This is a genomic window from Phenylobacterium sp. Root700, from assembly GCF_001429025.1.
In the GTDB taxonomy this organism is placed as follows: domain Bacteria; phylum Pseudomonadota; class Alphaproteobacteria; order Caulobacterales; family Caulobacteraceae; genus Phenylobacterium.
On record NZ_LMHT01000022.1, the window covers coordinates 397,714 to 419,236 of the forward strand.

18 protein-coding genes and 1 tRNA gene are annotated in these 21,523 nt (G+C 68.2%); 13 read left to right on the plus strand and 6 right to left on the minus strand.

Annotated features, from left to right (window positions below; all coding sequences use genetic code 11):
* Positions 1-14: 14 nt before the first annotated feature.
* Positions 15-2,450: an ATP-dependent helicase HrpB gene (gene hrpB / locus ASE02_RS12800; RefSeq protein WP_056734729.1), complete on the minus strand. Its 2,436-nt coding sequence runs from the start codon at positions 2,448-2,450 to the stop codon at positions 15-17.
* A gap of 176 nt (positions 2,451-2,626) precedes the next feature.
* Here hrpB and ASE02_RS12805 point away from each other — a divergent pair, with 176 nt between their 5' ends.
* The 8 genes from ASE02_RS12805 (at position 2,627) to ASE02_RS12840 (ending at position 11,097) form a co-directional block, all read left to right on the plus strand.
* Positions 2,627-4,174 carry an amino acid permease gene (locus ASE02_RS12805; RefSeq protein WP_056734731.1) on the plus strand — a complete coding sequence of 516 codons (1,548 nt, stop codon included), beginning with the start codon at positions 2,627-2,629 and terminating at the stop codon, positions 4,172-4,174.
* A 64-nt stretch (positions 4,175-4,238) separates the two neighbouring features.
* Entirely contained in the window at positions 4,239-4,907 is a 669-nt protein-coding gene (locus ASE02_RS12810) for an MBL fold metallo-hydrolase (protein ID WP_056734734.1), read from the plus strand.
* Positions 4,908-4,959: 52 nt separating this feature from the next.
* A complete protein-coding gene (locus ASE02_RS12815) occupies positions 4,960-5,712 on the plus strand; it encodes a response regulator (RefSeq protein WP_156406030.1) in 753 nt (250 codons plus the stop codon).
* Entirely contained in the window at positions 5,709-7,064 is a 1,356-nt protein-coding gene (locus ASE02_RS12820) for an ATP-binding protein (protein WP_056734739.1), read from the plus strand. The genes ASE02_RS12815 and ASE02_RS12820 overlap by 4 nt, the downstream gene beginning before the upstream one ends.
* Before the next feature lie 170 nt (positions 7,065-7,234).
* Positions 7,235-8,821, plus strand: coding sequence for an efflux RND transporter periplasmic adaptor subunit (locus ASE02_RS12825; RefSeq protein WP_056734741.1), 1,587 nt, complete (start codon positions 7,235-7,237; stop codon positions 8,819-8,821).
* 3 nt (positions 8,822-8,824) lie between these two features.
* Positions 8,825-9,508 (plus strand): ABC transporter ATP-binding protein, encoded by a 684-nt coding sequence (locus ASE02_RS12830; protein WP_056734743.1) that lies wholly within the window; start codon positions 8,825-8,827, stop codon positions 9,506-9,508.
* Positions 9,505-10,755: an ABC transporter permease gene (locus tag ASE02_RS12835; RefSeq protein ID WP_056734744.1), complete on the plus strand. Its 1,251-nt coding sequence runs from the start codon at positions 9,505-9,507 to the stop codon at positions 10,753-10,755. Before ASE02_RS12830 ends, ASE02_RS12835 begins: the two co-directional genes overlap by 4 nt.
* A 123-nt stretch (positions 10,756-10,878) precedes the next feature.
* Positions 10,879-11,097, plus strand: coding sequence for a general stress protein (locus tag ASE02_RS12840; RefSeq protein ID WP_056734746.1), 219 nt, complete (start codon positions 10,879-10,881; stop codon positions 11,095-11,097).
* Here the strand turns inward: ASE02_RS12840 and egtB are convergent.
* On the minus strand, positions 11,094-13,313 hold the full coding sequence (egtB, locus tag ASE02_RS12845; protein ID WP_056734748.1) for an ergothioneine biosynthesis protein EgtB: 2,220 nt from the start codon (positions 13,311-13,313) through the stop codon (positions 11,094-11,096). The two genes, ASE02_RS12840 and egtB, sit on opposite strands and share 4 nt — an antisense overlap.
* 216 nt (positions 13,314-13,529) lie before the next feature.
* Between egtB and ASE02_RS12850 the strand changes: the two genes are divergently transcribed.
* Both ASE02_RS12850 and ASE02_RS12855 read left to right on the plus strand, forming a co-directional pair.
* Complete coding sequence (locus ASE02_RS12850; RefSeq protein ID WP_056734959.1) at positions 13,530-14,066, plus strand: sigma-70 family RNA polymerase sigma factor; 537 nt, start codon at positions 13,530-13,532, stop codon at positions 14,064-14,066.
* Between the two features lie 56 nt (positions 14,067-14,122).
* Positions 14,123-15,394: a M20/M25/M40 family metallo-hydrolase gene (locus tag ASE02_RS12855; protein ID WP_056734961.1), complete on the plus strand. Its 1,272-nt coding sequence runs from the start codon at positions 14,123-14,125 to the stop codon at positions 15,392-15,394.
* Here ASE02_RS12855 and ASE02_RS12860 read toward each other — a convergent pair.
* On the minus strand, positions 15,387-16,013 hold the full coding sequence (locus ASE02_RS12860; RefSeq protein WP_056734750.1) for a hypothetical protein: 627 nt from the start codon (positions 16,011-16,013) through the stop codon (positions 15,387-15,389). The two genes, ASE02_RS12855 and ASE02_RS12860, sit on opposite strands and share 8 nt — an antisense overlap.
* A gap of 111 nt (positions 16,014-16,124) precedes the next feature.
* Between ASE02_RS12860 and ASE02_RS12865 the strand changes: the two genes are divergently transcribed.
* On the plus strand, positions 16,125-16,883 hold the full coding sequence (locus tag ASE02_RS12865) for a hypothetical protein (RefSeq protein WP_056734752.1): 759 nt from the start codon (positions 16,125-16,127) through the stop codon (positions 16,881-16,883).
* 6 nt (positions 16,884-16,889) lie between these two features.
* On the opposite strand, the gene ASE02_RS12870 is transcribed toward ASE02_RS12865, so the two are convergent.
* The 3 genes from ASE02_RS12870 to ASE02_RS12880 form a co-directional block, all read right to left on the minus strand.
* Complete coding sequence (locus tag ASE02_RS12870) at positions 16,890-17,753, minus strand: alpha/beta fold hydrolase (protein ID WP_056734754.1); 864 nt, start codon at positions 17,751-17,753, stop codon at positions 16,890-16,892.
* Positions 17,754-17,857: 104 nt separating this feature from the next.
* Positions 17,858-17,947: transfer RNA gene (locus tag ASE02_RS12875), tRNA-Ser, on the minus strand.
* A 426-nt stretch (positions 17,948-18,373) separates the two neighbouring features.
* Positions 18,374-18,583, minus strand: a complete 210-nt coding sequence (locus ASE02_RS12880) for a hypothetical protein (protein ID WP_056734755.1) — start codon at positions 18,581-18,583, stop codon at positions 18,374-18,376.
* A 162-nt stretch (positions 18,584-18,745) separates the two neighbouring features.
* On the opposite strand from ASE02_RS12880, the gene ASE02_RS12885 reads away from it, so the two are divergent.
* The gene (locus ASE02_RS12885; RefSeq protein ID WP_056734757.1) at positions 18,746-19,762 is read left to right on the plus strand and encodes an alpha/beta fold hydrolase; all 1,017 of its coding nucleotides are present in this window, start codon (positions 18,746-18,748) and stop codon (positions 19,760-19,762) included.
* A gap of 376 nt (positions 19,763-20,138) precedes the next feature.
* Complete coding sequence (locus ASE02_RS12890; protein ID WP_304438359.1) at positions 20,139-21,518, plus strand: exopolysaccharide biosynthesis polyprenyl glycosylphosphotransferase; 1,380 nt, start codon at positions 20,139-20,141, stop codon at positions 21,516-21,518.
* Positions 21,519-21,523 lie beyond the last annotated feature (5 nt).

A 21,523-nucleotide genomic window follows, 5' to 3' on the forward strand; every position in this document is an offset into this window, starting at 1 on the left:
CGGGAAGAGGAACCCTAGGTCCCGCGCGGCTTGGCGCGGGCGGTGGGGGCGGTGTTGGCCGGGTCCTCGGGCCAGACGTGCTTGGGATAGCGACCTCGCATGTCCGAGCGAACGTCCTTCCACGACCCGCCCCAGAACCCTGGCAGGTCCTTGGTGGTCTGGATCGGGCGGTGCCCCGGCGACAGCAGCGACAGGGTCAGCGGCACGCCGGCGACACGCGGGTGCTCGGTCAGGCCAAACACCTCCTGCACGCGCACGTCCACCCGCGGCCCGCCCTCGGCGGCGTAGTCGATGGTGAAGCTGTTGCCAGTCGGCGCGGTCCAGCGGGCCGGGGCGGTCGATTCCAACCGTCGTTGCTGTTCCCAGGGCACCAACGCGCGAACGGCGCCGTCCAGTGCGTCGGGCCTCAGGGCCGCGAGCGACCTCACCCCTGCGAGCAACGGCGTCAGCCAGTCGTCCACGGTGTCGATCAGGGCGGCGTCGGAGAGATCGGGCCAGTCGGCGCCCTGCGCCCGCAGGAAGGCGCCGCGCTGGCGGAACGACTTGGCCGCGTCGCCCCAGGGCAGTTTGGCCAAGCCCTCGGTTCGGACGCGCCCGGCCAGGGCCGAGGCGATCATCGCCGGATCGGGGTTCTCATCGATCTCCTCACGGATGGTGATCCGTCCGAGCCGGGTCAGGCGCTTGCCGCGCAGACGGCCGCCGCCGCTTTCGTCCAGGCGATTTTCCACCTCGAGCTGACCGGCGAAGGCCCGCACCAACTCGGTCTCGTCCAGCGGCGCGGCCAGCAGGATGCGGTCACGGCGATCGCCGCCGCCGAGTTCGGCGATGGCCAGCCATTTCTCTCGCGCCAAAGCGTCGGTCGGCTCGACGAAGGCGCCGCGGCCGGTGACCAACTGGAACTCGCCCGACCCGCCACGCGCCTTGGCGATGCGTTCGGGATAGGCGAAGGCGAGCAGCAGCCCGTCGTCCAACGGCTCGCCCCGGCCAGGCTTGCCGGCTAGGCCCGCCCAACGCTCGGCCAGGGTTCGGGCGTCTCGCGCCCGGGTCGAGCGATCACGCTGGAAGCCTTCCAGACGGTGGCGCAGGTCGGCGTCGCGCCCCCCGAGGTTTCGCTCGGTCACCAGGGCGGCGATCTGCGCCGCGCGCGGGGCCTGGCCCGTTGCGGCCGCCTTCAGCACCATATGGGCCAGGCGCGGGGCCAGTGGGAACTCGCTCAGCGCCTCGCCGTGCGCGGTCAGAACCCCGTCCTCGGTCAGCGCCTCAAGGCGTCGCAGCAGGCTCCGCGCCTCGCTAAAGGCCGCGCTGGGCGGTGGATCGAGGAAGGCCAGGTCTGCGGCGTCCTTCGCGCCCCAGCGGGCGAGATCGAGCGCCAGGCCCGAAAGATCGGCGTCCAGGATCTCAGGATCGGCGAAGGCCGGCAGGGCGCGGGTCTCGGCCTCGTCCCATAGGCGATAGGCGACGCCCGGCTCGGTGCGCCCGGCCCGGCCGCGACGCTGGTCGGCGGCCGCGCGACTGACACGGATAGTGGCCAGCCGCGTCAGGCCGCTGGCCGGATCGAACCTTGGAACCCGCGCGACGCCCGAATCGATCACCACGCGGACGCCCTCGATGGTCAGGCTGGTCTCGGCGATGGAGGTGGCCAGCACCACCTTGCGGACACCGGGCGGCGCCGGAGAGATCGCGCGGTCCTGTTCGGCCGGATCCAGCGCGCCATAGAGCGGCGCGATCCGAACGTCGGGACGCCGCACGCGCTCGGCCAGCAACTCGGCGGTGCGGCGGATCTCGCCCTGCCCCGGCAGGAACACCAGGATGCTGCCGGTTTCCTCGGCCAGGGCCCGCTCAACGGCGCGCACCGCGCGGTCCTCCAGCCTCAGGCGCTCGTCGCGGCCGAGATAGCGGGTGTCGACGGGATGGGCCCGGCCCTGGCTCTCGATGACCGGAGCCTCGCCCAGCAATCTCGCCACCGCAGCGCCGTCGAGGGTCGCCGACATCACCAGGATGCGCAGGTCCTCGCGCAGCAGGCCCTGAGCGTCACGCGCCAGGGCCAGGCCCAGGTCCGCGTCCAAGCTACGTTCGTGGAATTCGTCGAAAATCACCGCGCCCACGCCATCTAGGCTGGGATCGCCAAGGATCATCCGGTTGAAGACGCCCTCGGTGACGACCTCGATCCGGGTGCGCGCCGAGACCCGCGACTGCATCCGAACCCGGTAGCCGACCGTCTCACCGACCTTTTCGCCCAGGGTCTTGGCCATGCGGTCGGCCGCGGCGCGGGCGGCCAGACGGCGCGGCTCCAGCATCACGATCTTGCGGCCCGCGAGCCAGGGCGCATCCAGCAGCCGAAGCGGAACCACCGTGGTCTTGCCCGCGCCAGGCGGCGCGACCAGCACCGCTTCGGTGCGGACATTCAGCGCGGCCTGCAGTGCAGGCAAAATATCCTCAACCGGAAGCATGCCGTGGTCTAGCCGCGCCTGCTTCCCACGCCAAGCAGGACGCTCATCCCGCAGGCGCCTGGTTTCCCGCAATGGGGCCTTACTGCTTGCCGCTTGACCGCAAGGTTCCGAACGGGCCACGTAGCGCCAAATCAAGACCGCGCGGCGGGGGCCGTTCGGATTCTCCAGGAGGAAATATGTGGCGAGTTAAATCGCTCGACGCGATTCTTGCGACCGCAGAAAAGAAGTCGCTGCACCGCTCGCTGGGTCCGTTCCAGCTCACCATGCTCGGGATCGGCGCCATTATCGGCACGGGGATTTTCGTGCTGACCGCCGAAGCCGCCCAAAAAGCCGGGCCCGGCATGATCGCCGCCTTCATCATTGCCGGCTTCGTCTGCGCGGTCGCCGCGCTTTGCTACGCCGAAATGTCGTCCATGGTCCCGGTTTCGGGGTCGGCCTACACCTACAGCTACGCCGTCATGGGCGAGATGCTGGCCTGGATGGTCGGCTGGGCGCTGATTCTTGAATACGCGGTCGCGGCCGGCGCCGTTTCCGTCGGCTGGTCCGGCTATGTGGTCGGCCTGATCGAAAACGCCTTCCACATCGACATTCCTAGCGCCCTGGTGCTCGGTCCGATGGACGGGGGGATCATCAATCTGCCCGCCGCGATGATCGCCCTGGTGGTCACCGCCCTGCTGGTGGTCGGCACCAAGGAATCGGCGACCGTCAACGCCTTCCTGGTGGCTATCAAGGTGGCGGCCCTGTCGCTGTTCTGCGTCCTGGCCCTGCCGGTGATGAAGATGGAGAACTTCGAACCCTTCGCCCCGCTCGGCATGGCCGGGATCTCGGCGGCCGCGGCCTCGATCTTCTTCGCCTATGTTGGTTTCGACGCGGTCTCGACCGCGGCTGAGGAAACCAAGAACCCTCAACGCAACATGCCCATCGGCCTGATCGGCTCGCTAGGCATCTGCACCATCTTCTACATCCTGGTCGCCGCGGGCGTCATCGGCGGCGTCGGCGCGCAACCGGTCATGGACGCGGCCGGCGCAGGCCTGCGTCCGGGCAGCGCCGAACTCACCGCGGCCTGCCAGACAGCGGGCGCCACCCATGTCGTCTGCTCCAAGGAGGCGCTGGCCTGGACCCTGCGTGAAATCGGCTGGCCGCAGATCGGCAACCTGATCGGCCTCGCCGCCGGTCTCGCCCTGCCTTCGGTCATCCTGATGATGATGTTCGGCCAGACCCGCATCTTCTTCGTCATGAGCCGCGACGGCCTGCTCCCGGCCGTGTTCTCCAAGGTCCACCCGACCTTCCACACCCCCTATGTGATCACCATCATCACCGGGGTGTTCGTGGCGCTGTTCGCGGCGTTCTTCCCGGTCGGCGTATTGGCCGACATCTCCAACTCCGGGACGCTGTTCGCCTTCGCCATGGTGGCCATCGCCGTCTTGGTGCTGCGACGCACCGATCCGGACCGCAAGCGTCCGTTCCGCACGCCGGCCGTGATGGTCGTCGCGCCGCTGGCCGCCATCGGCTGCGTCTATCTGTTCTTCAGCCTGTCGACCGAGACCAAGCTGCTGTTCGTGGGTTGGGCCGCGATCGGTCTGGTGGTCTATTTCCTCTACGGTTACCGCCGGAGCCATGTGGGCCAAGGCATCGTGGACGTGCCGGAACTCGATCCGGACGCGCCTCCCGGACCAGTGGCGCCGATGCCCGGCGCGCCAGCGCCCGGCGATCGCCAACACTAAAAATGGAAAGGCCCGGGTTCGCCCGGGCCTTTTCTTATGGCGCGCAAGGCCCGATGCTGGGGCCATGCAAGCCGAGCCTCCCATCCGCGCCCTGATCGCGCCGGTCACCCCTCTCCAGCAGAACTGCACCATCGTCTGGTGCGCCAAGACCCTGAAGGCCGCCATCATCGATCCCGGCGGCGAGGTTCCGCGCCTGATCGAGGCGCTCAAGGAGCATAACCTCACGCTCGAGAAGATCTGGATCACCCATGGGCATCTGGACCACGCCGGCGGCACGGCGGCGCTGAAGCAGGCGTTCGACTGCCCCATCGAGGGCCCGCATCCCGACGACGCCTTCTGGATCGACGAAATCGAAACGTCAGGCGCCAAGTGGGGCATGCCCGACGCGCGCAGTTTCACCCCCGATCGCTGGCTGGCCGACGGCGACAGAGTGACGCTGGGCGAGACCGAGTTCGAGGTCTACCACTGCCCCGGCCACACCCCCGGCCACGTGATCTTCTTCCATCGCGAGGCGCGCTTCGCCCAGGTCGGCGACGTGCTGTTCCAAGGCTCCATCGGTCGCACCGATTTCCCACGGGGCAACCATCAGCAGCTCATCGCCTCGATCACCGGCAAGCTCTGGCCGCTGGGCGACGACGTGCGCTTCGTGCCCGGCCACGGCCCAATGTCCAGCTTCGGACAGGAGCGCCGCACCAACCCCTATGTGGCCGACCAAGTGCTGGCGGACGCCTGATGCTTTCAGGCGTGAAATCTGAGTGTTACGCGAGGGCGTGAGTATGGCCCCGATGGAAACGCGCATCGAACAGTCCGCCGCCGGGGTGCAAGGCGCCCAGACGGGCGCCCGCATCCTCATGGTCGACGACGACCCGGGGATCCGCGACGTCGTCTCCGACTTCCTCGGCAAGCACGGCTACACCGTGGAGACCGCCGGCGACGCCCGTGAAATGGAACAGGTTCTGGAGCGCGGCTCCGTCGACCTGATCGTGCTGGACGTCATGCTGCCCGGCGAGGACGGCCTAGCGATCTGCCGTCGGCTGGCGGTCGGCGAAGGCCCCCCGGTCATCATGCTCTCGGCCATGGGCGAGGACACCGACCGCATCGTCGGGCTCGAGCTCGGGGCCGACGACTATCTCTCCAAGCCCTGCAACCCCCGCGAACTGCTCGCCCGGGTGCGCGCGGTGCTGCGACGGGCCGAACACCGCGCCCAGAACGGCGGCGTCGGCGCCGGTTGCGAGTTCGCCGGCTGGCGGCTGGACCTTGTGCGCCGCGAACTGCGCTCGCCGCAGGGCGTGGTGGTGAACCTCTCGTCCGGCGAATTCTCGTTGCTGCGCGCCTTTGTCGAGCGCCCGCAACGGGTGCTGACCCGCGATCAACTGCTGGAGTTCGCGCGTGGCCCGGATTCGGAAGCCTTCGACCGCGCGATCGACGTCCAAATCAGCCGGCTGCGGCGAAAGCTGGACGATGGCGGCGGTCAGGATCTGATCCGCACGATCCGCAATGAAGGCTACATGTTCACCGCCAAGGTGAAGCGTACATGACGCCCCCGTGGGCCGGGCGGCCTACGGCCTCGTTGTTCGGCCAACTGCTGGCCCTGATCGGCCTCAGCCTGGCGGCGGCGCAGGTCATCAGCCTGATCCTGCTGTTCAACCTGCCGCCCCCCGCCCCCGACTTTTACCGGGTGAGCGAAATCGTCCAGGCGTTCCACGGAACGTCTCCGGCCTTCACCGAGCGCCGTCCGCTGGTGCTCAAGATCGTCGACCGTCCCCCGACCACGGTCATGGCGCTGGAAGGGCGGATGACGCTCAAGATCCGAAGCCAGTTGGCCGAGGCCCTCGGCGTGCCCGACGAGCGGGTGGTGATCTCCTCCAGTTCCCACTTCCCGGTTTCCGACCGCCGCATCTTCCGCGTGATCCGCGACCGCATGGCGCGTGACGGGGGCGAACAGGAGGAACATTTTCTGATCGCGCCCTTCGACGTGGCGCTTCGGCGCGATGACGGCCGCTGGGAAATCGTGCGTCCCGAAAGGGGCATCGGGCTCGATCCCTGGCAACAGCGGATCGTGCTGCTGTTCTTCCTGTCCGCCCTGGTCATGACCCCGATCGCCTTCGTATTCGCCCGGCGGCTCTCCGCGCCGATCACGCTGTTCACGGATGCGGCCGAACGGCTGGGCCGCGACCCTCGCGCGCCGCCGCTGTCGGTGAAGGGCTCAGCCGAGATCACCGTAGCGGTCAGGGCGTTCAACGACATGCAGGAGCGCCTGCGCCGCTACGTCGAGGACCGCACCGCCATGGTCGGCGCCATCGCCCACGACCTGCGCACCCCCCTCACCCGCCTGCGATTCCGCATCGAGAACGTCCCCGAAGACGTCAGGATCAAGATGTCGGCCGACATCGACCAGATGGAGGACATGATCTCCGCCGCCCTGGCCTTCGTGCGCGACACCACCCGCGAGGGGGAACGGACGCCGCTTGAGCTGTCCTCCCTGCTGGAAAGCCTTTGCGACGAAATGGCCGAGACCGGGGCCGATACACAGGTCGAGTTGGGTCAAAAGGTCGTCCTGCACGGCGACCCGCTGGCGCTGCGGCGGCTGTTCACAAACCTGCTCGAGAACGCCGTGAAGTTCGGCAACCGGGCGCGGGCGCGCGTCTATAGCGACGCGGTCAGCGTAATCGTCGAGATCGAGGACGACGGCCCCGGTATTCCGCCAGATGAAGTCGAGCGCGTGTTCGAGCCCTTCTACCGGCGCGAGCCCTCGCGCAGCCGCCAGACCGGCGGCATCGGCCTGGGCCTGGCCGTCGTGCGCTCCATCGCGCGCGGCCACGGCGGCGACGTCATGCTGATCAATCGCCAGGGCGGTGGTCTGACGGCTAGAGTTCAACTGCCGATCTGAGAATTGTTGCCGGGGCGCAAGACTTGGTCGCCTAGTGAAATTGCCCAGAAACGCTGATTGGGTCTTGATGCTGGACACGGTTCGTATCGCCGACCCAGTCAGCGGGTGTTCACCGGAACTTGCGTAGACGTTCGGCGATACTGCATCGACCAGCGGAGACTACACGTCGCATGAGCCAGACCCCGCCTCGTCCCGCCAAGCGCGGCCTGCGCCTGCCCAAGGTCGGCTGGATCGTGCTGATCGTCCTGGTGCTCGCGGCCCTGGGGGTCGCGGGATGGCAGCTCATGAAGCCCAAGGAGCCCAAGGATCCCTACCGCATGGCCGCGGTGGAGACCGGCGCGATCACCAAGTCGGTGTCGGCCTCAGGCACGCTTGAGGCTCTGGTGACCGTCGATGTCGGCTCTCAGATCTCCGGCCAGATCATCAAGGTCATGGCCGACTTCAACGACGTGGTGAAACGCGGCCAGATCCTGGCCGTGCTCGATCCCCAGACCTATCAGACGCGTGTGGCCCAGGGGCAGGCCGACGTGATGGCCGGCGAGGCCTCGTTGCGACAGGCCCAGGCGCAGCTGGCCTCGGCCCAGGCGGACTACGACCGCAAGAAGACCCTGGTCGCCCAGAACATCTACGCCCCCTCGGTGCTCGACACGAGCCAGGCGACCTTCCGCACGGCGCGCGCCGCCGTCGGCGCGGCTCGCGCCCGCATCGCCCAGAGCCAGGCGGCCTTGAACAGCCAGCGGGTGGACCTTGGCCGCACCAGCATCATCGCTCCCATCGACGGGGTGATCGTCGATCGCCAGATCGAGCCAGGCCAGACCGTCGCCGCCAGCCTGCAGGCCCCCGTGCTGTTCCGCATCGCCCAGGACCTGTCGAAGGTCGAGGTGAAGATCTCCGTCGACGAGGCCGACATCGGCCAGGTCAAGGAAGGCCAGTCGGTCAAGTTCACGGTGGACGCCTTCCCGGACGACAACTTCACCGGCGTCGTCACCCAGGTTCGCAAGCAGCCGGTGACCGACCAGAACGTCGTCGCCTATGTGGTGATGGCCCAAGCCGACAATCCCAAGGGCACGCTGCTGCCCGGCATGACCGCAAACGCCGACATCGTGATCGAGCAGAAGCGCGACGTCATGAAGGTTCCGGCCGCGGCTTTGCGCTGGACCCCGCCCAGCGCCAACGGCCAGACCGTGCGCACCTCGGGCTTTGGCCCTCCCGGCATGGGCGGCCCGCCTGGCGGCGGTCAGCGCCAACAGGGCGCTCGCCAAGGCGGCATGGGCGGCGGTCAGCGGATCATCGAACAACTCGACCTCGACGCCGCCCAGCAAAAGGCCTGGAGCGTGATCCAGGCCGATCTGCGCCAGAAATCGGCGGCGGCGAGCGCCTCGGCCGGCGGCGACCGCGGCGCGGCCCGCGAGGCCATGCGCAAGAACATGACTGAAGCCTTCGCCAAGCTCGAGCCCTTCCTGAAGCCCGCCCAGAAGCAAAAGCTGGACGCCTTGCGCGCCACCATGGGCCAGGGCGGTCGCGGCGACGCGGGCGGCTTCAGCAGCGGCGTGGTCTATGTGCTGCGCGACGACAAGCCGGTCCCGGTCCCGGTCCGGGTCGGGGCCACCGACGGCGCGTTCACCGAAATCCGCGCTCGCGACCTGAAGACCGGCGATCAGGTGATCACCGGCGGCGGCCCAAAGGCCAAGATCAAGGCCGCCAGCTCGCCCATGGGCGGCGGGCCCGGCGGCGGCGGCGTCCGGGTGCGGATGTAGGCCGTGATCGAAATCACCGACCTGCGGAAGCTCTATGTGATGGGCGAGGAAGAGGTGGCGGCGCTGGCCGGCGTCACCCTCTCCATCGGCCGGGGCGAGAACGTCGCCGTGATCGGCCCGTCGGGTTCGGGCAAGTCATCCCTGATGAACATCCTGGGCGGCCTCGACCGCCCCTCCAGCGGTGCCTACCGGTTCGACGGCGAGGACGTGGGAGGCTTCACCGACGACGAACTGGCCGCCTTCCGCCGCCAGCGGATCGGCTTCGTGTTCCAGTCCTTCCAGCTGCTGCCCCGGCTGACCGCGCTGCAGAACGTCGAGCTGCCGATGATCTACGCGGGTCTGCCGCCGAGGGACCGCCGCGACCGCGCCGCGGCCCTGTTGGACCGCGTGGGCCTTGGAACCCGCATGGGCCACAAGCCGACCCAATTGTCCGGCGGCCAACAGCAGCGCGTGGCCATCGCCCGCAGCCTGGCCAACTCTCCCGACCTGTTGCTGGCCGACGAGCCGACCGGCGCGCTGGACACCCATACCGGTCAGGAAGTGCTGGCGCTGTTCCGGCAGCTCAACAGCGAAGGCCTGACGCTGGTCATCGTCACCCACGACCTCGACGTCGCGGCCGCCGCGCGGCGGCGCATCTCGTTCCGCGACGGCCTGGTCGTCGAGGACGAACGCGAGGCGGCGGCATGAGACCGATCGAACTCCTGCGCTTCGCCACCGGCGCCATCATCGCCCACCCGATGCGCTCGGCGCTGACCTCGCTCGGCGTGGTCATCGGCGTCGCCGCCGTGGTGATGATGACCTCCATCGGCCTGGGCGCGCAGCAGCGCGTCACCTCGACCATCGCCGGGCTCGGCTCGAACCTTATCATCGTCAGCCCAGGCGCCTCCCGGGCCGGCGGCGGCGGGGGTGGCGGGGGCTTCGTCATGGGGGCGGCGGGCTCTGGCCAGACCCTGACCGACTCCGACGCCGAGACCATCGCCAAACAGGTCGAGGGCGTGGTCGCCGTGGCCCCCGTGGTCCGCGGCCAGGTTCAGCTGATCGCCGACGGGGCGAACTGGAACACCCGTATCGAGGGCGTCACCCCCGACTATCTGGTGGCGCGCGACCTCACCCTCGCCTCCGGCCGGATGTTCGACGAGCGCGAGGCGCGTCAGGGCAAAAAGGCCATCGTCATCGGCCAGACCGTGGCCACCGAGCTATGGGGCGATCTCGACCCGATCGGGCGGCGCGTGCGGGTGCGCGGCGTACCGTTCGAAGTCATCGGCGTGCTGGCCTCGAAGGGCCAGTCGAGCTTCGGCCAGGATCAGGACGACGTGGTGCTGGGCCCGCTTGGCGCGGTGCGCTCGCGCATCGTCGGACGTCGGGCGCGCGGCACGACCGTTCAGACCATCTATGTGAAGGCCGCCGACGCCGACAGCCTCGACCGCGTGCAGGAGGACACCACCAACCTGCTGCGCGACCTGCACCGCATTCGGCCCGGTGACAGCGACGATTTCCAGACCCAGAACATGGCCTCGATCCTCCAGGCCTCGCAGGCGGCCGTCGCCACCTTCACCATCCTGCTGGCCGCGGTGGCCGCCGTTTCGTTGTTGGTGGGCGGGGTCGGCATCATGAACATCATGCTGGTGGCTGTGACCGAACGAACGCGCGAGATCGGCCTGCGCATGGCGGTGGGGGCCAAGCGGACAGACATCCTCATTCAGTTCGCGCTGGAATCGATCACGCTTTCACTGGCCGGTGGATTGATCGGACTGACCATCGGCGTGCTGGGCGCTGTCGCGATCGCCAAGCTCGGGTCCTGGCCGGTGGCCATTCCGGCCTGGGCGGGTCCTGTATCCTTGGGCTTTTCGAGCCTGGTCGGCCTGGTGTTCGGCGCCTATCCCTCCTGGCGCGCGGCCCGGTTGGATCCCATCGAGGCGCTCAGGCGCGAATAGGTCGCAGGTCCAATCGTCATTTTCCGCGCAACCTCCGCCGCACCTGGCGAGTTTGCTTGACCGTAACGGAAGCAGTGGCGTCACCGCCCTCTCCCCAACGGTTGACGCAAAGAGGAACCGCTCATGGATCTTGACCCCAACGCCAAGCCGAAATCCCGTCGCGGATTCGCCGCTATGAATCCCGAACGCCGCCGCGAGATCGCGCGCAAGGGCGGGGCCAGCGTGCCCGGCGAAAAACGCAGCTTCGCGAAGGACCGCGACCTGGCCGCCTCAGCGGGGCGCAAGGGCGGCGAGTCCTCTCGGGGCGGCGGCCGCACCCGCGGCGAACGCCTGGAAAGCTAAGCTCGCAGGAGCACCATCGCGAAGCTCGGAGCGGGGCTTTCCCAGCACCGCTCCAGCTTCCACCCTGCCTGCCGGGCAAGCTCGGCGAAGCCCTCGACGGTGAACTTGTAGGAGTTTTCCGTGTGGATGGTTTCGCCGGCCGCGAACCGGAATGCCCGGCCGGCGACGCTCACGCTCTGGTCGATACGGCTGACCACATGCATCTCCACGCGGCTCTCGGCCGCGTTCCAGATCGCGCGATGCTCAAAGGCCGCGAGATCGAAATCCCCGCCAAGCTCTCGATTGATCCTGACCAGCAGGTTCAGATTGAACGCCGCCGTGACGCCCTGCGCGTCGTCATAGGCCGCGACCAGGGTCTGCTCGTCCTTCGCCAGATCGATCCCGACCAGAAACCCCGCCCCTTCGCCCAGCAGCCGTTTGGCGCCGGCCAGGAAGGCCACCACTTCGCCTGGCCGGAAGTTGCCGATCGTGGATCCCGGGAAGAAGCCAACATGCGGCCGGCCCGCGGCTTGCGAGGGCAAGGCCAGGGCCGTGGTGAAGTCGTCGACCAGCGGCGCCACCGGCAGGCCGGGATAGTCCGCCGCGATGGCCTGGGCCGCCGCGTCGAGCGCCGACTTGCTGATGTCGATGGGGACATAGACGCCAAGCTGCGGCGCGGCGTCGAGCAGCAGGCGCGTCTTGGTGCTGGCGCCGCTGCCGAACTCGACCAGCGCCGCACCCTTAGGGATGGCCGCGGCCATCTCCGGCACACGTTCCTTCAACAAGGCAAGCTCAGTGCGGGTCGGATAGTATTCCGGCAGTTCGGTGATCGCCTCGAACAGCCGCGAGCCCTCCGCGTCGTAGAAGTATTTCGCCGGCAGCTCCTTCCGCGGCCGCGAAAGCCCGTCCAGCACATCGGCTTCAAAGCCCTCGCTCGGCGCTTGGTCCCGATCAGCGTCCCAAGCCAGGCGCAGACCCGAGAACATCCACCGCTGATGCGGATGGAAGAAATTGCGGTAGCTGGGGCGAATGTGGCCGTCGGGCGTCACGCAACAACCGCCGCGCAGCACCATCTGGCCGATCATGAACTTGCCATTGTATTCGCCGACCGCGCCGGCCGCCGGGTGGAAGCCGGGATAGGGGCCATAGGCGCTGCGAGTCCATTCCCAGACATCGCCGAACATCTGGCGCAGGCCGGCGGCGGACTTGGCGGCGGCGGGGCCAAGCTGGCCCTGCTCCAGCAGGTTTCCGGCCACCTGCAAACCGGACGCGGCATGCTCCCACTCCGCCTCGGTCGGCAGGCGCGCGCCGGCCCAGGTCGCATAGGCGTCGGCCTCGTAGAAGCTGATGTGCGTCACCGGAGCGTGCGGCGCCAAGGCGCGGCGGCCCTGCAGCGTCATGGCCAGCCAGCCGATGTCGCCCTCCTCCCAGTAGAGCGGCGCGGTCCAGCCCTCGGCCTGGACGCGGGCCCAGCCTTCCGAGAGCCAGAGTTCCGGCCGGCGATACCCGCCGTCGGCCATGAACGACAGCCACTCGCTGTTGGTCACCAACCGGTCGGCCAGGCGATAGGGCTTCAGATAGGCGCGATGCCTGGGGCCCTCGTTATCGAAGGCGAACCCGTCGCCGTCGTGACCGATGTCCACCAATCCGCCGTCGAAGAGGGTCGCCGCCGCCGCGCCCGGATCGCGTCCGACCGGCAGGGCCGGCGCTGGCGCATAGGCGGGCTTCAACGGCGACTGGGCGAACAGGTGCAAGATATCCATCAGGATCAGCTCCTGATGCTGTTCCTCGTGCGCCAGGCCCAGGTCCAACAGGTCGGTGAAGTCCTCGACGCCGCCGGCCAACAGCTTGGCCATGCCCTCGTCGACATGGCCGCGATAGGCCAGGACCTGCGCCAGCGAGGGGCGGGTCAGCAGCCCGCGTTCGGGGCGCGGCTGACGCGGGCCCAGCGCCTCATAGTAGGAATTGAACAGATAGGCGTAGGCGGGGTCGAACGGCGCGTAGCCTGGCAGGTGCGGCCCCAGCAGGAAGGTCTCGAAGAACCAGGTCGTATGGGCCAGGTGCCACTTGGCCGGGCTGGCGTCGGGCATGGACTGAGCCGACTGGTCCTCCGCCGAAAGATGCGCCGTCAGGCCCAGGGTCGCCTGCCGCACACGGCGGTAGCGGGCGCCCGGATCGCGAGCCTGTGTCGCCCTGAGCGGGGCCGGGGCCAGTCTCGCCTCGTCGTGTGACGCCATCGGCCGCTCCACTTCGTTTATCAGATCATGGACGCCGCTGGTCTCGCGACGGGGTTGCAGCTGGTCCCGGCCAGAACGCCGCAACCTGTACGCAGTTCCGGAAATCTGGGGTGTCGGCGACGGAACGCAAGCCGGAACGGTTGAAGCAAGGGCGCGTTGAAAAGCCGTCGAAGCGCGAGATTCGCCTGACGGGCGACCGTGCCGATCGAGGCCAGCATGAGCAACGAAAGTGATTGGCGCAATGACGTCGTGGCGATGATCCCCGCCCTCCGCGCCTTCGCTTGGTCCTTGAGCCACAACGGTTCGGACGCCGACGACCTGGTCCAGGACACCCTGATCAAGGCCTGGACCAACCGCGACAAGTTCGAGCCCGGCACCAATCTGCGGGCCTGGTTGTTCACGATCCTGCGCAACACCTACTACACGCAGGTCATCCGTCGACGCCGCGAAGTCCGTGACGAGACCGGCGAGTACGCCAACAATCTCAGCTCGCCGCCGACCCAGGATTGGAGCGTCGCCGTGCGCGCCCTGCAGGCTGGGCTGGCCCAATTGCCGGACGAACACCGCGAGGCCCTGATCCTCGTGGGCGCCGCGGGGCTGTCTTACGAGGAGGCCGCCGGGATCTGCGGCTGCGCGCTCGGCACCATCAAGAGCCGCGTCAACCGGGCCCGCGCCCGCCTGCTGAAGATCATGGACGCCGCCGACGCCGCCGATGTGATGGCCCAGGACGCCCCGGCGGCCAACCGGGCCTAGCCGCGCCGCGCCCCACCGCTACTATGCCGGCCGACTCAGCTCCGACCGGATATTCCATGCCTCGCTCACTGCCCGCCGCCGCCCTGCTCGCCGCTCTTCTCGCCTCGCCCGCCGTGGCGGCGCCGAACGGAGGAGCGGCCAAGATCGTCGGCAGCCCGGCCTTCAAGGCGGCCCAGGCCACGTTGGATCGCGAGCATGAGCGCACGGTGGCCGACATCGTGACCCTGACCGAGATCCCGGCCCCGCCCTTCAAGGAGACCGCCCGAGGCAAGGTCTATCGCGCGATGCTGGAAGCACACGGCCTGACCAACGTCGAGACCGACGCCGAGGGCAATGTGATGGGCCTGCGCAAGGGGACCAAGCCGGGCCCCGTGGTCGTGGTGTCGGCCCACCTGGACACCGTCTTTCCGGAAGGAACCGACGTGAAGGTCCGCCGCGAAGGGACCAAGCTCTATGCGCCGGGCATCGCCGACGACACGCGGGCGCTGGCCGTGCTGCTCGCCTGGGTCCGCGCGCTCGACGCAGCCAAGATCAGCACCAAGAGCGACATCCTCTTCGTCGGCACGGTGGGCGAGGAAGGCGCAGGCGACCTGCGCGGCGTCCGCTACTTCTTCGGTCAGGGCAAGTACAAGGATCGCACCAAGGCGTTCTTCTCGGTCGACGGCCTCGACCCCAGCCAGATCACCCACATCGGCGTCGGCTCGAAGCGCTATCGCGCCACCTTCAAGGGTCCGGGCGGCCACAGCTATGGCGCGTTCGGGATCGTCAATCCGATGGCCGCCATGGGCAAGGCCGTCGCCGACCTCTACACCGTCCAGGTTCCGACCGATCCGAAGGTGACCTATTCGGCCTCCGTCACCGGCGGCGGCACGTCGGTCAACGCTATCCCCGACAAGGTGTTCACCGAGTTCGACATGCGCTCGGCCGACCCGGTCGAGCTGGCCAAGCTCGAAACCCGCTTCAAGACGATCGTGGACGAGGCCGTGGCCGGCGAGAACAAGGCCCGCTCGACCCGCTTTGGCCCGGTCAGCGCCGAGCTGACCTCGATCGGCGACCGCCCGGCCGGTCAGACGGTTCTGACCGCCCCGCTCGTGACCGACACCGCCGCGGCGATCACCGCCCTCGGCTTCACGCCCACCTTCAACGCCTCCTCGACCGACGCCAATGCGCCGATGGCCAAGGGCGTGCCGGCGATCACCATCGGTTCGGGCGGAACCGGCGGCCGGGCGCATTCGCTCGAAGAATGGATCGACGTCGAAAAGGGCCCGAGCGTGCGCGGGATGAGCGTGGGCCTGGCCGCGATCCTCGCGGCGGCGGGCGTCAACTAACCCTGAAGACCGCCAGCAGGCCTTTGAACCAGCCCGCCAACGCCTCCCACAGCCCTGCAAACCAGGACTGCGGGCTGGCGGGCTTCTCCGGCACGAACCAACTGGGCGCGGCGGGCGGGGCGCAGTTCATGCGCATGCCCACGCCCTTCAGATAGCCGCGCCGTATGCCGCCGGCCTTGATCGCCGCCTCGACCACCTTGCGATGCTGGTCGGCCCCCGTGAGTTTCCGCACCCAGCCCCGGAACGGCAGCAGATCCTGGGTTTCACCCCGCACGCCCGCGACGGCGGCGGCCTTGGCCTGCGCGCCGACCTTCTGCAGGCGCGTACGCTCGTCCGGCGCCGGCGCCTCGTCCAGGTCCGGGCCAAGCGCGGCGTCCAGCTTCCCGATCTCGCCGGCGATCGCCTCGCAACGGCCAAGCTCGCCGACATCGTAGGGATCGGCGACCGCGCGCCTCAGCACATCGGGAATGTCGTCCTGCTTGATGTTCAGATCTTCGAGCGGCGCGGTCACCGCGCCGCGAAAGCCTTCGTCGCGCTGGGTGCTGCCGCGGTCGACGGCGTGGGCCGAACCGGCAAGGCATAGGATGAGGGGCGGAAGAAAAATCAGGACTGGACGCATCCACGGCAATCTAGCGGCCTCCGCGCCGCTTGGCCTGCGGCTTATTCGGCTTCGTCGGAACAGGCGCATCGCCCCGTCGTTTCTCCGAGGAGCCTGTGGAGGACCCGCGCCATGCCCCATCGCGATCACCACCCCGAAGACCCTCGCGACGAACGCCGATGGCGTGAAGCTGAGGCGCGGGACGAGCGCCGAGCCGATCACGGTCCCCGCAGCTTCGGCGAGGAGGGCCGCTACTCCTCCGATCAGGCGCGCTACTACGGCGCCGACGCCCGATCCTATGGTCCGTCCCCCAGCCACCGGGCTCATCTGGAGCGACCGCCGTGGCGGCGCGCCCGTTTCGAAGCCAATGGCTCCGAACCCGCGCCGGCCCTGCCCGCCGACTACGAAGACGCCCTCACCCGCGGCTACTACAGCCTGGAGGGACCGCATGGCGGCCAGGAGTACGGCATCGAGGCCCACGGCTATCGGGAATCACTCCCCAGCCAGCACCAGCGCCGTCAGCGCCATCGTCACCCGCCGTCAGGCTACGAGGACGCGCCCTATGGCGATCAGCCGCTGGACCGCCGCGACCCGGGCATTCGAGAGTTCGGCCCTCCCGCCGACTACGCCTACCACCCCCACGCCAACACCGAGTTCGACCCTGAGTACCTGACCTGGCGTGAAGAGCAGCTTCACGGCCATGATCGCGACTACGCCTTCTGGCGCGCCGAGCAGCACCAGAAGTACGACGCCGAGTACCGGATCTTCCGCAGCCAGCGTCAGGACGAGTTCGGCAGGAGCTTCGCTGACTGGCGCACCCAACGCGACGCCCAGAACCCGCTGAACGCCCCAGCCAGCGAAGGCCAGGCCCCGCCCGAGGACAAGGTCTGAAGGGGCCTAGCTCGTCACGCGCGTGAGCCAGGTCAGCAGATCGGCGACGACCTCGGCGCGATTGGTCTCGTTGAGCATCTCGTGGCGACCGCCTGGGTAGATCTTCACGTCCAGGTCCTGGAGGCCCGCCGCGCGGTAGCGATCAATCAGCGGCGTCAGCAGCGCCAAATCCTGGTTGATCGGGTCCTTGTCACCGACGAACACATAGATCGGCAGGCTTTTCGGGATCTTGGCGATCTCGCCCTCGTCCTTCAGCCGCGCCGCCACACGTGCGAAACTCCCTGCGCTGCTGGCCTGCCTGGAGAATCCGCACAGGGGATCGGCGATATAGGCGTCCACCTCCGCCTCATCGCGCGAGAGCCAGTCAAAGGGCGTGCGGGGCGTCTCGCCCTCGTCGCCGATCTGGTCCAGCGACTTGGCCGCGCCGGTCCTGTCGCCGAATGCGGCGGTTCCCGACAGGACCAGTCCGTCGATCTCGTCGCCATGATCGAAGACGTAGGCTTGGGCGAAAAACGATCCGAGGCTGTGGCCCAGCAGGATCAGCGGCAGGCCTGGATGCTCGGCCCGCGCGATGGCCGTGAGCCGGGCGATGTCCTCGATGACCGCCTCAGCTCCATTCTCGCCGAAGTCGCCGAGCGCCTCCTTGCTGGGGGCGGTGTAGCCGTGACCACGGTGATCCTCGGCATAGAGCACGAACCCCGCCGTCATCAACGGCGCCAGCGGTCCGGGGTAGCGCCGGGCGTGCTCGCCCATTCCATGAGCGATCTGCACGATCGCCCTGGGCTCCACGCCCGCCGCCGCCCAGCAGTATGCGGCGATCGAGGCGCCGTCGGCGGCCTCGAAGCGGAACTGTCGCTCTTCGATGTTCATGGGCCTCCCCCGCGCTCACGCCTGCGCATGATCCAGGCTTCGCTGGACCGAGTCGACGGCCTTGGCGCGCCGAAGCCGCTCGGCGGCTCAAATTGGAAGGAAAATGGCGGTGACGCAGGGATTCGAACCCTGGATACGCTTTCACGTATGACGATTTAGCAAACCGTTGCCTTCAGCCACTCGGCCACGTCACCAGCGTTTTTGCGGGTTGTCTCCCGCCCGGCCGGGGTGTTCGCAGTCGTTCGACGGCGAGCGCTCCAAATCGGGTCGCACTCCATAACCGAAACCCTATGCCCGGAGCAACGGGGCTTAGGCGATAAAGGTGGATTGTCTGCCTGCCGATAGAAAGACACCGCCCCTCCTATGAAGGGCGAGGCGTTGGCCATGCCGGAAAAAACCTAGGCCAGGGCAAGTGCGGCGCGCGCCGCACGCCCGCAAACCCGCGCCGACGAAGTCGATGATGCGGCCCGGCACGGCTGTTGCAGCGAACGCCGATACGAGACACTCGCGCACCAAAACGAGCCCATCGTGCAGTGCGCGCAGCCGGCCCCCTCAGGGCGTCGGCGAGAGGCAGGGGGAGCGCATCGACCAGCGGCGCGCTCCCCTTGCTGACCCTCTGGTCAGGTCTGGGGCTTGCTGTAGCGTCGGTTCGCCCGAACGGCGTCCACGCTCTCGGCATAGGTGTCGAGGATCCATTTGCGGGTCGCCAGCTTCTCGTTGCCGGTCCGCGAGAGCGAGATCCCTTCAACATCGGCGATGCGTTCCATCAGCCGATAGGCGACGTGTTCAGGCGAATTCTCGCCGGACTGCGATAGGGTTTGATCGGCCACAGATCCCTCGACTTGTTCCTGACAACCATCAGGCGCGCGCTATCGGCCGCTCGACCAAGCGCCACGCCTTTAGGTGGCAACGCGCGGAAATCGCTACGGTTGCGCCGCTCCACCCCGCTCCATAGACAGGGCGTTCCGATCGCTCGAGGCTTGAGAACCAGCATGGAAATCAAGTGCAGATCCTGGATCGTCGCCTTGGCCGTCGCCGCGACGCTGACCGGCACGACCTCCCTGGCCGCCCCGGTCCCGCCCAATGAGATCTCGGCGCATCCAGGCCTTCTGGCCCGGCTTCCAGACGGCCGCCGGCTGAATTTCCGATGTTCCGGGCAAGGCGCGCCCACCGTGATCCTCGAAGGCGGCTACGCCGCCACCTCGCTGGCTTGGTCGCGAGTTCGGGCGCTGGTCGCCAAGACCAACCGCGTCTGTACATATGATCGCGCCGGCTACGGCTTCAGCGATCCGGGGCCCCTGCCCCGCGACGGCGCGGCGATCGCCCGCGATCTCGATCGCGGATTGCGCGCGGCCAGGATCAGCGGCCCCTTCATCCTCGTCGGGCACTCGGCCGGCGCGCTCTATGTGCGCCTGTTCTCCAACCGCCGACCGCGCGAGGTCGTGGGCATGGTGCTGGTCGATCCCTCGGTGGAATATCAGGAGCAACGATTCGCCGCCGAATTCGGACCAGGCGCCGGCAGCGTGGCCCCGCTCAAGGCGGTGGCGGCCCGCTGCCTGGCCGCAGCCGAACAAGACCTGCTGCCCTCAAGCGAACCGGGCCTGGCCCGCTGCTCCGACCGCGCTTCGCAAAATCAGCCCGCCAGCGTCGCCGCCGCACGCATGGCTGAAAGCATCCGCGCCTCGACGTGGCGGACCAAGCTGTCGGAGTTGGACACCCTGTGGACCTCGACATCGATGCAACTCAGCGATGGGAGACAATCCTATGGCGAGTTGCCGCTCATCGTGCTCACCGCCGAGGGGACCTATTCCAGTGCGCCCGAGCCCGCCCGCGGCGCCGTCCAAAGCCTATGGCAGCGGCTGCATCAGGAGCTCGCGGACCGCTCCACACGGGGTGTGGAGCGGCAAGTCGCCAACAGTTCGCACATGATGATGAATGATCGCCCAGAGGTAGTGGCGGCCGCGATTGCAGAAATCGCTGGCGCGGCTCGCTCCCGGGTGCGCCGCTGAGAAATTCGCCTGCTGGTTGATTGTAAAATTTTAAGCATCGCGACCGATGACGGTAGTCGTCCGTCCACTATTCATTCATCATGATTGCTCGGCGCGTTCAACTTTTGACAAATCGCGCCGTAAGGTTTGCAGGAATAGTACAAGGAGTATATGGCCGCGCCACCGACGTTAACGGCTCGCATAGGGCCGGTATGTCAAAGTCGCGTGGCATCTTCTCAACTACCGGTCCCCAATGTCCTCCGTCGTCGACCTCACGCCAAACCACTCGCCCGACCGTCGCGCTAGGCGACAGGCCGACGTTTCGGCGGCTGAGTGGGCCGCGCCCGGCCGTGACCGGCGGGGCCCGCTGCGCCCTGAAAGGCTGACTCCCACCCGCTTGAGGCTCTCGGGCCGGGTGCTGACCAGGTTCTTCCAGGCCGGCGACGCCCTGGCCTTGATCCTGGGCGGCGTCATGGCCGCGGCGCTGACCCACGGTGCCAATGTCTTGCTGATCTATGGCGGCGCGGCCGTCGCCACCTTCGCCAGCCTGCGGTTGTTCGACTGCTACAAGTTCGGTCGGCGCGAAGATCTCGCAACCCATCTCATGCGCGTGACGGTCTGCTTCGCCGTGGCGGTCGCCATGTGCTTTGCGATCCTGACCCACTTTGTTGGCGTGGTGATGCTGGCGGCCTCGCTCGGGGTCTGGACCCCGATGGCCTTCCTGGCGGTCGCCGCCGCGCACGGGGTCTGGTGGCTAAATGTCAAACGTTGGCGCGCCAACGGCCGGCTGACCCCCAACCTGGTCGTCGTCGGGGCCACCGGGGCCGCCGAACGCCTGATCGCCGCGGTTCTCGACACCCGCGAGGCCAATGTGCTGGGCGTGTTCGATGACCGCGTATCCGACAATCCGCCGCAGTTGCACGGCGTCCCGCTATTGGGCGGCACCGACGAACTGCTCGCGCACCGCATCATGCCTTACGTGGACCGGATCGTGTTGACCGTGCCCTCGGGCGCGCGTGACCGGGTGCACAACCTGCTGGAACGGCTGATCGTTCTCCCCAACGAGATCACGCTGCTGCTCGATCAGGACGGCGAGGCCGACGAAGCCGAGGCCATCGACCGGATCGCCAACATTCCACTGACCCGCATCTCGGGCGATCAGATCGATCAGGGCAAGGCGATCGCCAAGCGCGCCCAGGACATCGTCGTCGGCTCGCTCGCCCTATTCATCGCCGCGCCGATCATGCTGATGGTCGCCGCCGCGGTGAAGCTCGACAGCCCCGGCCCGATCTTCTTCCGGCAACGTCGCCACGGTTTCAACAATGAGGAAATCGTCGTCTGGAAGTTCCGCTCGATGCGGACCGACGCCGAGGACGCCAAGGCCGCGCGCCAGATCAGCGTCGGAGACGACCGGGTCACCAAGGTCGGCGCCTTCATCCGCAAGACCAGCCTCGACGAGCTGCCGCAGCTGATCAACGTGCTGACGGGCGAGATGTCGCTGGTCGGGCCGCGTCCGCACGCCATCGGGATGAAGACCGGCCAAGTCGAAAGCTCACGCCTGGTGAGCGAGTATGCGCACCGCCACCGCATGAAGCCCGGCATGACCGGCTGGGCGGCCATCAACGGTTCGCGCGGCGCCGTCGATACGCCGGAACTGGTGCGCGCCCGGGTGGCCCTGGACGTCGAGTACATCGAGCGCCAGTCGTTCTGGCTCGACCTCTACATCATGTTCATGACCGTGCCCTGCCTGCTGGGCGACTCCGAGACGGTCCGCTAGGGGCG

What these genes read in the sequence shown, in the direction of transcription:
- hrpB (WP_056734729.1), bottom strand. Translation starts at nt 2,450, where the DNA reads ATGCTTCCGGTTGAGGATATTTTGCCTGCACTGCAGGCCGCGCTGAAT.
- ASE02_RS12805 (WP_056734731.1), top strand. Translation starts at nt 2,627, where the DNA reads ATGTGGCGAGTTAAATCGCTCGACGCGATTCTTGCGACCGCAGAAAAG.
- ASE02_RS12810 (WP_056734734.1), top strand. Translation starts at nt 4,239, where the DNA reads ATGCAAGCCGAGCCTCCCATCCGCGCCCTGATCGCGCCGGTCACCCCT.
- ASE02_RS12815 (WP_156406030.1), top strand. Translation starts at nt 4,960, where the DNA reads ATGGAAACGCGCATCGAACAGTCCGCCGCCGGGGTGCAAGGCGCCCAG.
- ASE02_RS12820 (WP_056734739.1), top strand. Translation starts at nt 5,709, where the DNA reads ATGACGCCCCCGTGGGCCGGGCGGCCTACGGCCTCGTTGTTCGGCCAA.
- ASE02_RS12825 (WP_056734741.1), top strand. Translation starts at nt 7,235, where the DNA reads ATGAGCCAGACCCCGCCTCGTCCCGCCAAGCGCGGCCTGCGCCTGCCC.
- ASE02_RS12835 (WP_056734744.1), top strand. Translation starts at nt 9,505, where the DNA reads ATGAGACCGATCGAACTCCTGCGCTTCGCCACCGGCGCCATCATCGCC.
- ASE02_RS12840 (WP_056734746.1), top strand. Translation starts at nt 10,879, where the DNA reads ATGGATCTTGACCCCAACGCCAAGCCGAAATCCCGTCGCGGATTCGCC.
- egtB (WP_056734748.1), bottom strand. Translation starts at nt 13,313, where the DNA reads ATGGCGTCACACGACGAGGCGAGACTGGCCCCGGCCCCGCTCAGGGCG.
- ASE02_RS12850 (WP_056734959.1), top strand. Translation starts at nt 13,530, where the DNA reads ATGAGCAACGAAAGTGATTGGCGCAATGACGTCGTGGCGATGATCCCC.
- ASE02_RS12855 (WP_056734961.1), top strand. Translation starts at nt 14,123, where the DNA reads ATGCCTCGCTCACTGCCCGCCGCCGCCCTGCTCGCCGCTCTTCTCGCC.
- ASE02_RS12860 (WP_056734750.1), bottom strand. Translation starts at nt 16,013, where the DNA reads ATGCGTCCAGTCCTGATTTTTCTTCCGCCCCTCATCCTATGCCTTGCC.
- ASE02_RS12865 (WP_056734752.1), top strand. Translation starts at nt 16,125, where the DNA reads ATGCCCCATCGCGATCACCACCCCGAAGACCCTCGCGACGAACGCCGA.
- ASE02_RS12870 (WP_056734754.1), bottom strand. Translation starts at nt 17,753, where the DNA reads ATGAACATCGAAGAGCGACAGTTCCGCTTCGAGGCCGCCGACGGCGCC.
- ASE02_RS12885 (WP_056734757.1), top strand. Translation starts at nt 18,746, where the DNA reads ATGGAAATCAAGTGCAGATCCTGGATCGTCGCCTTGGCCGTCGCCGCG.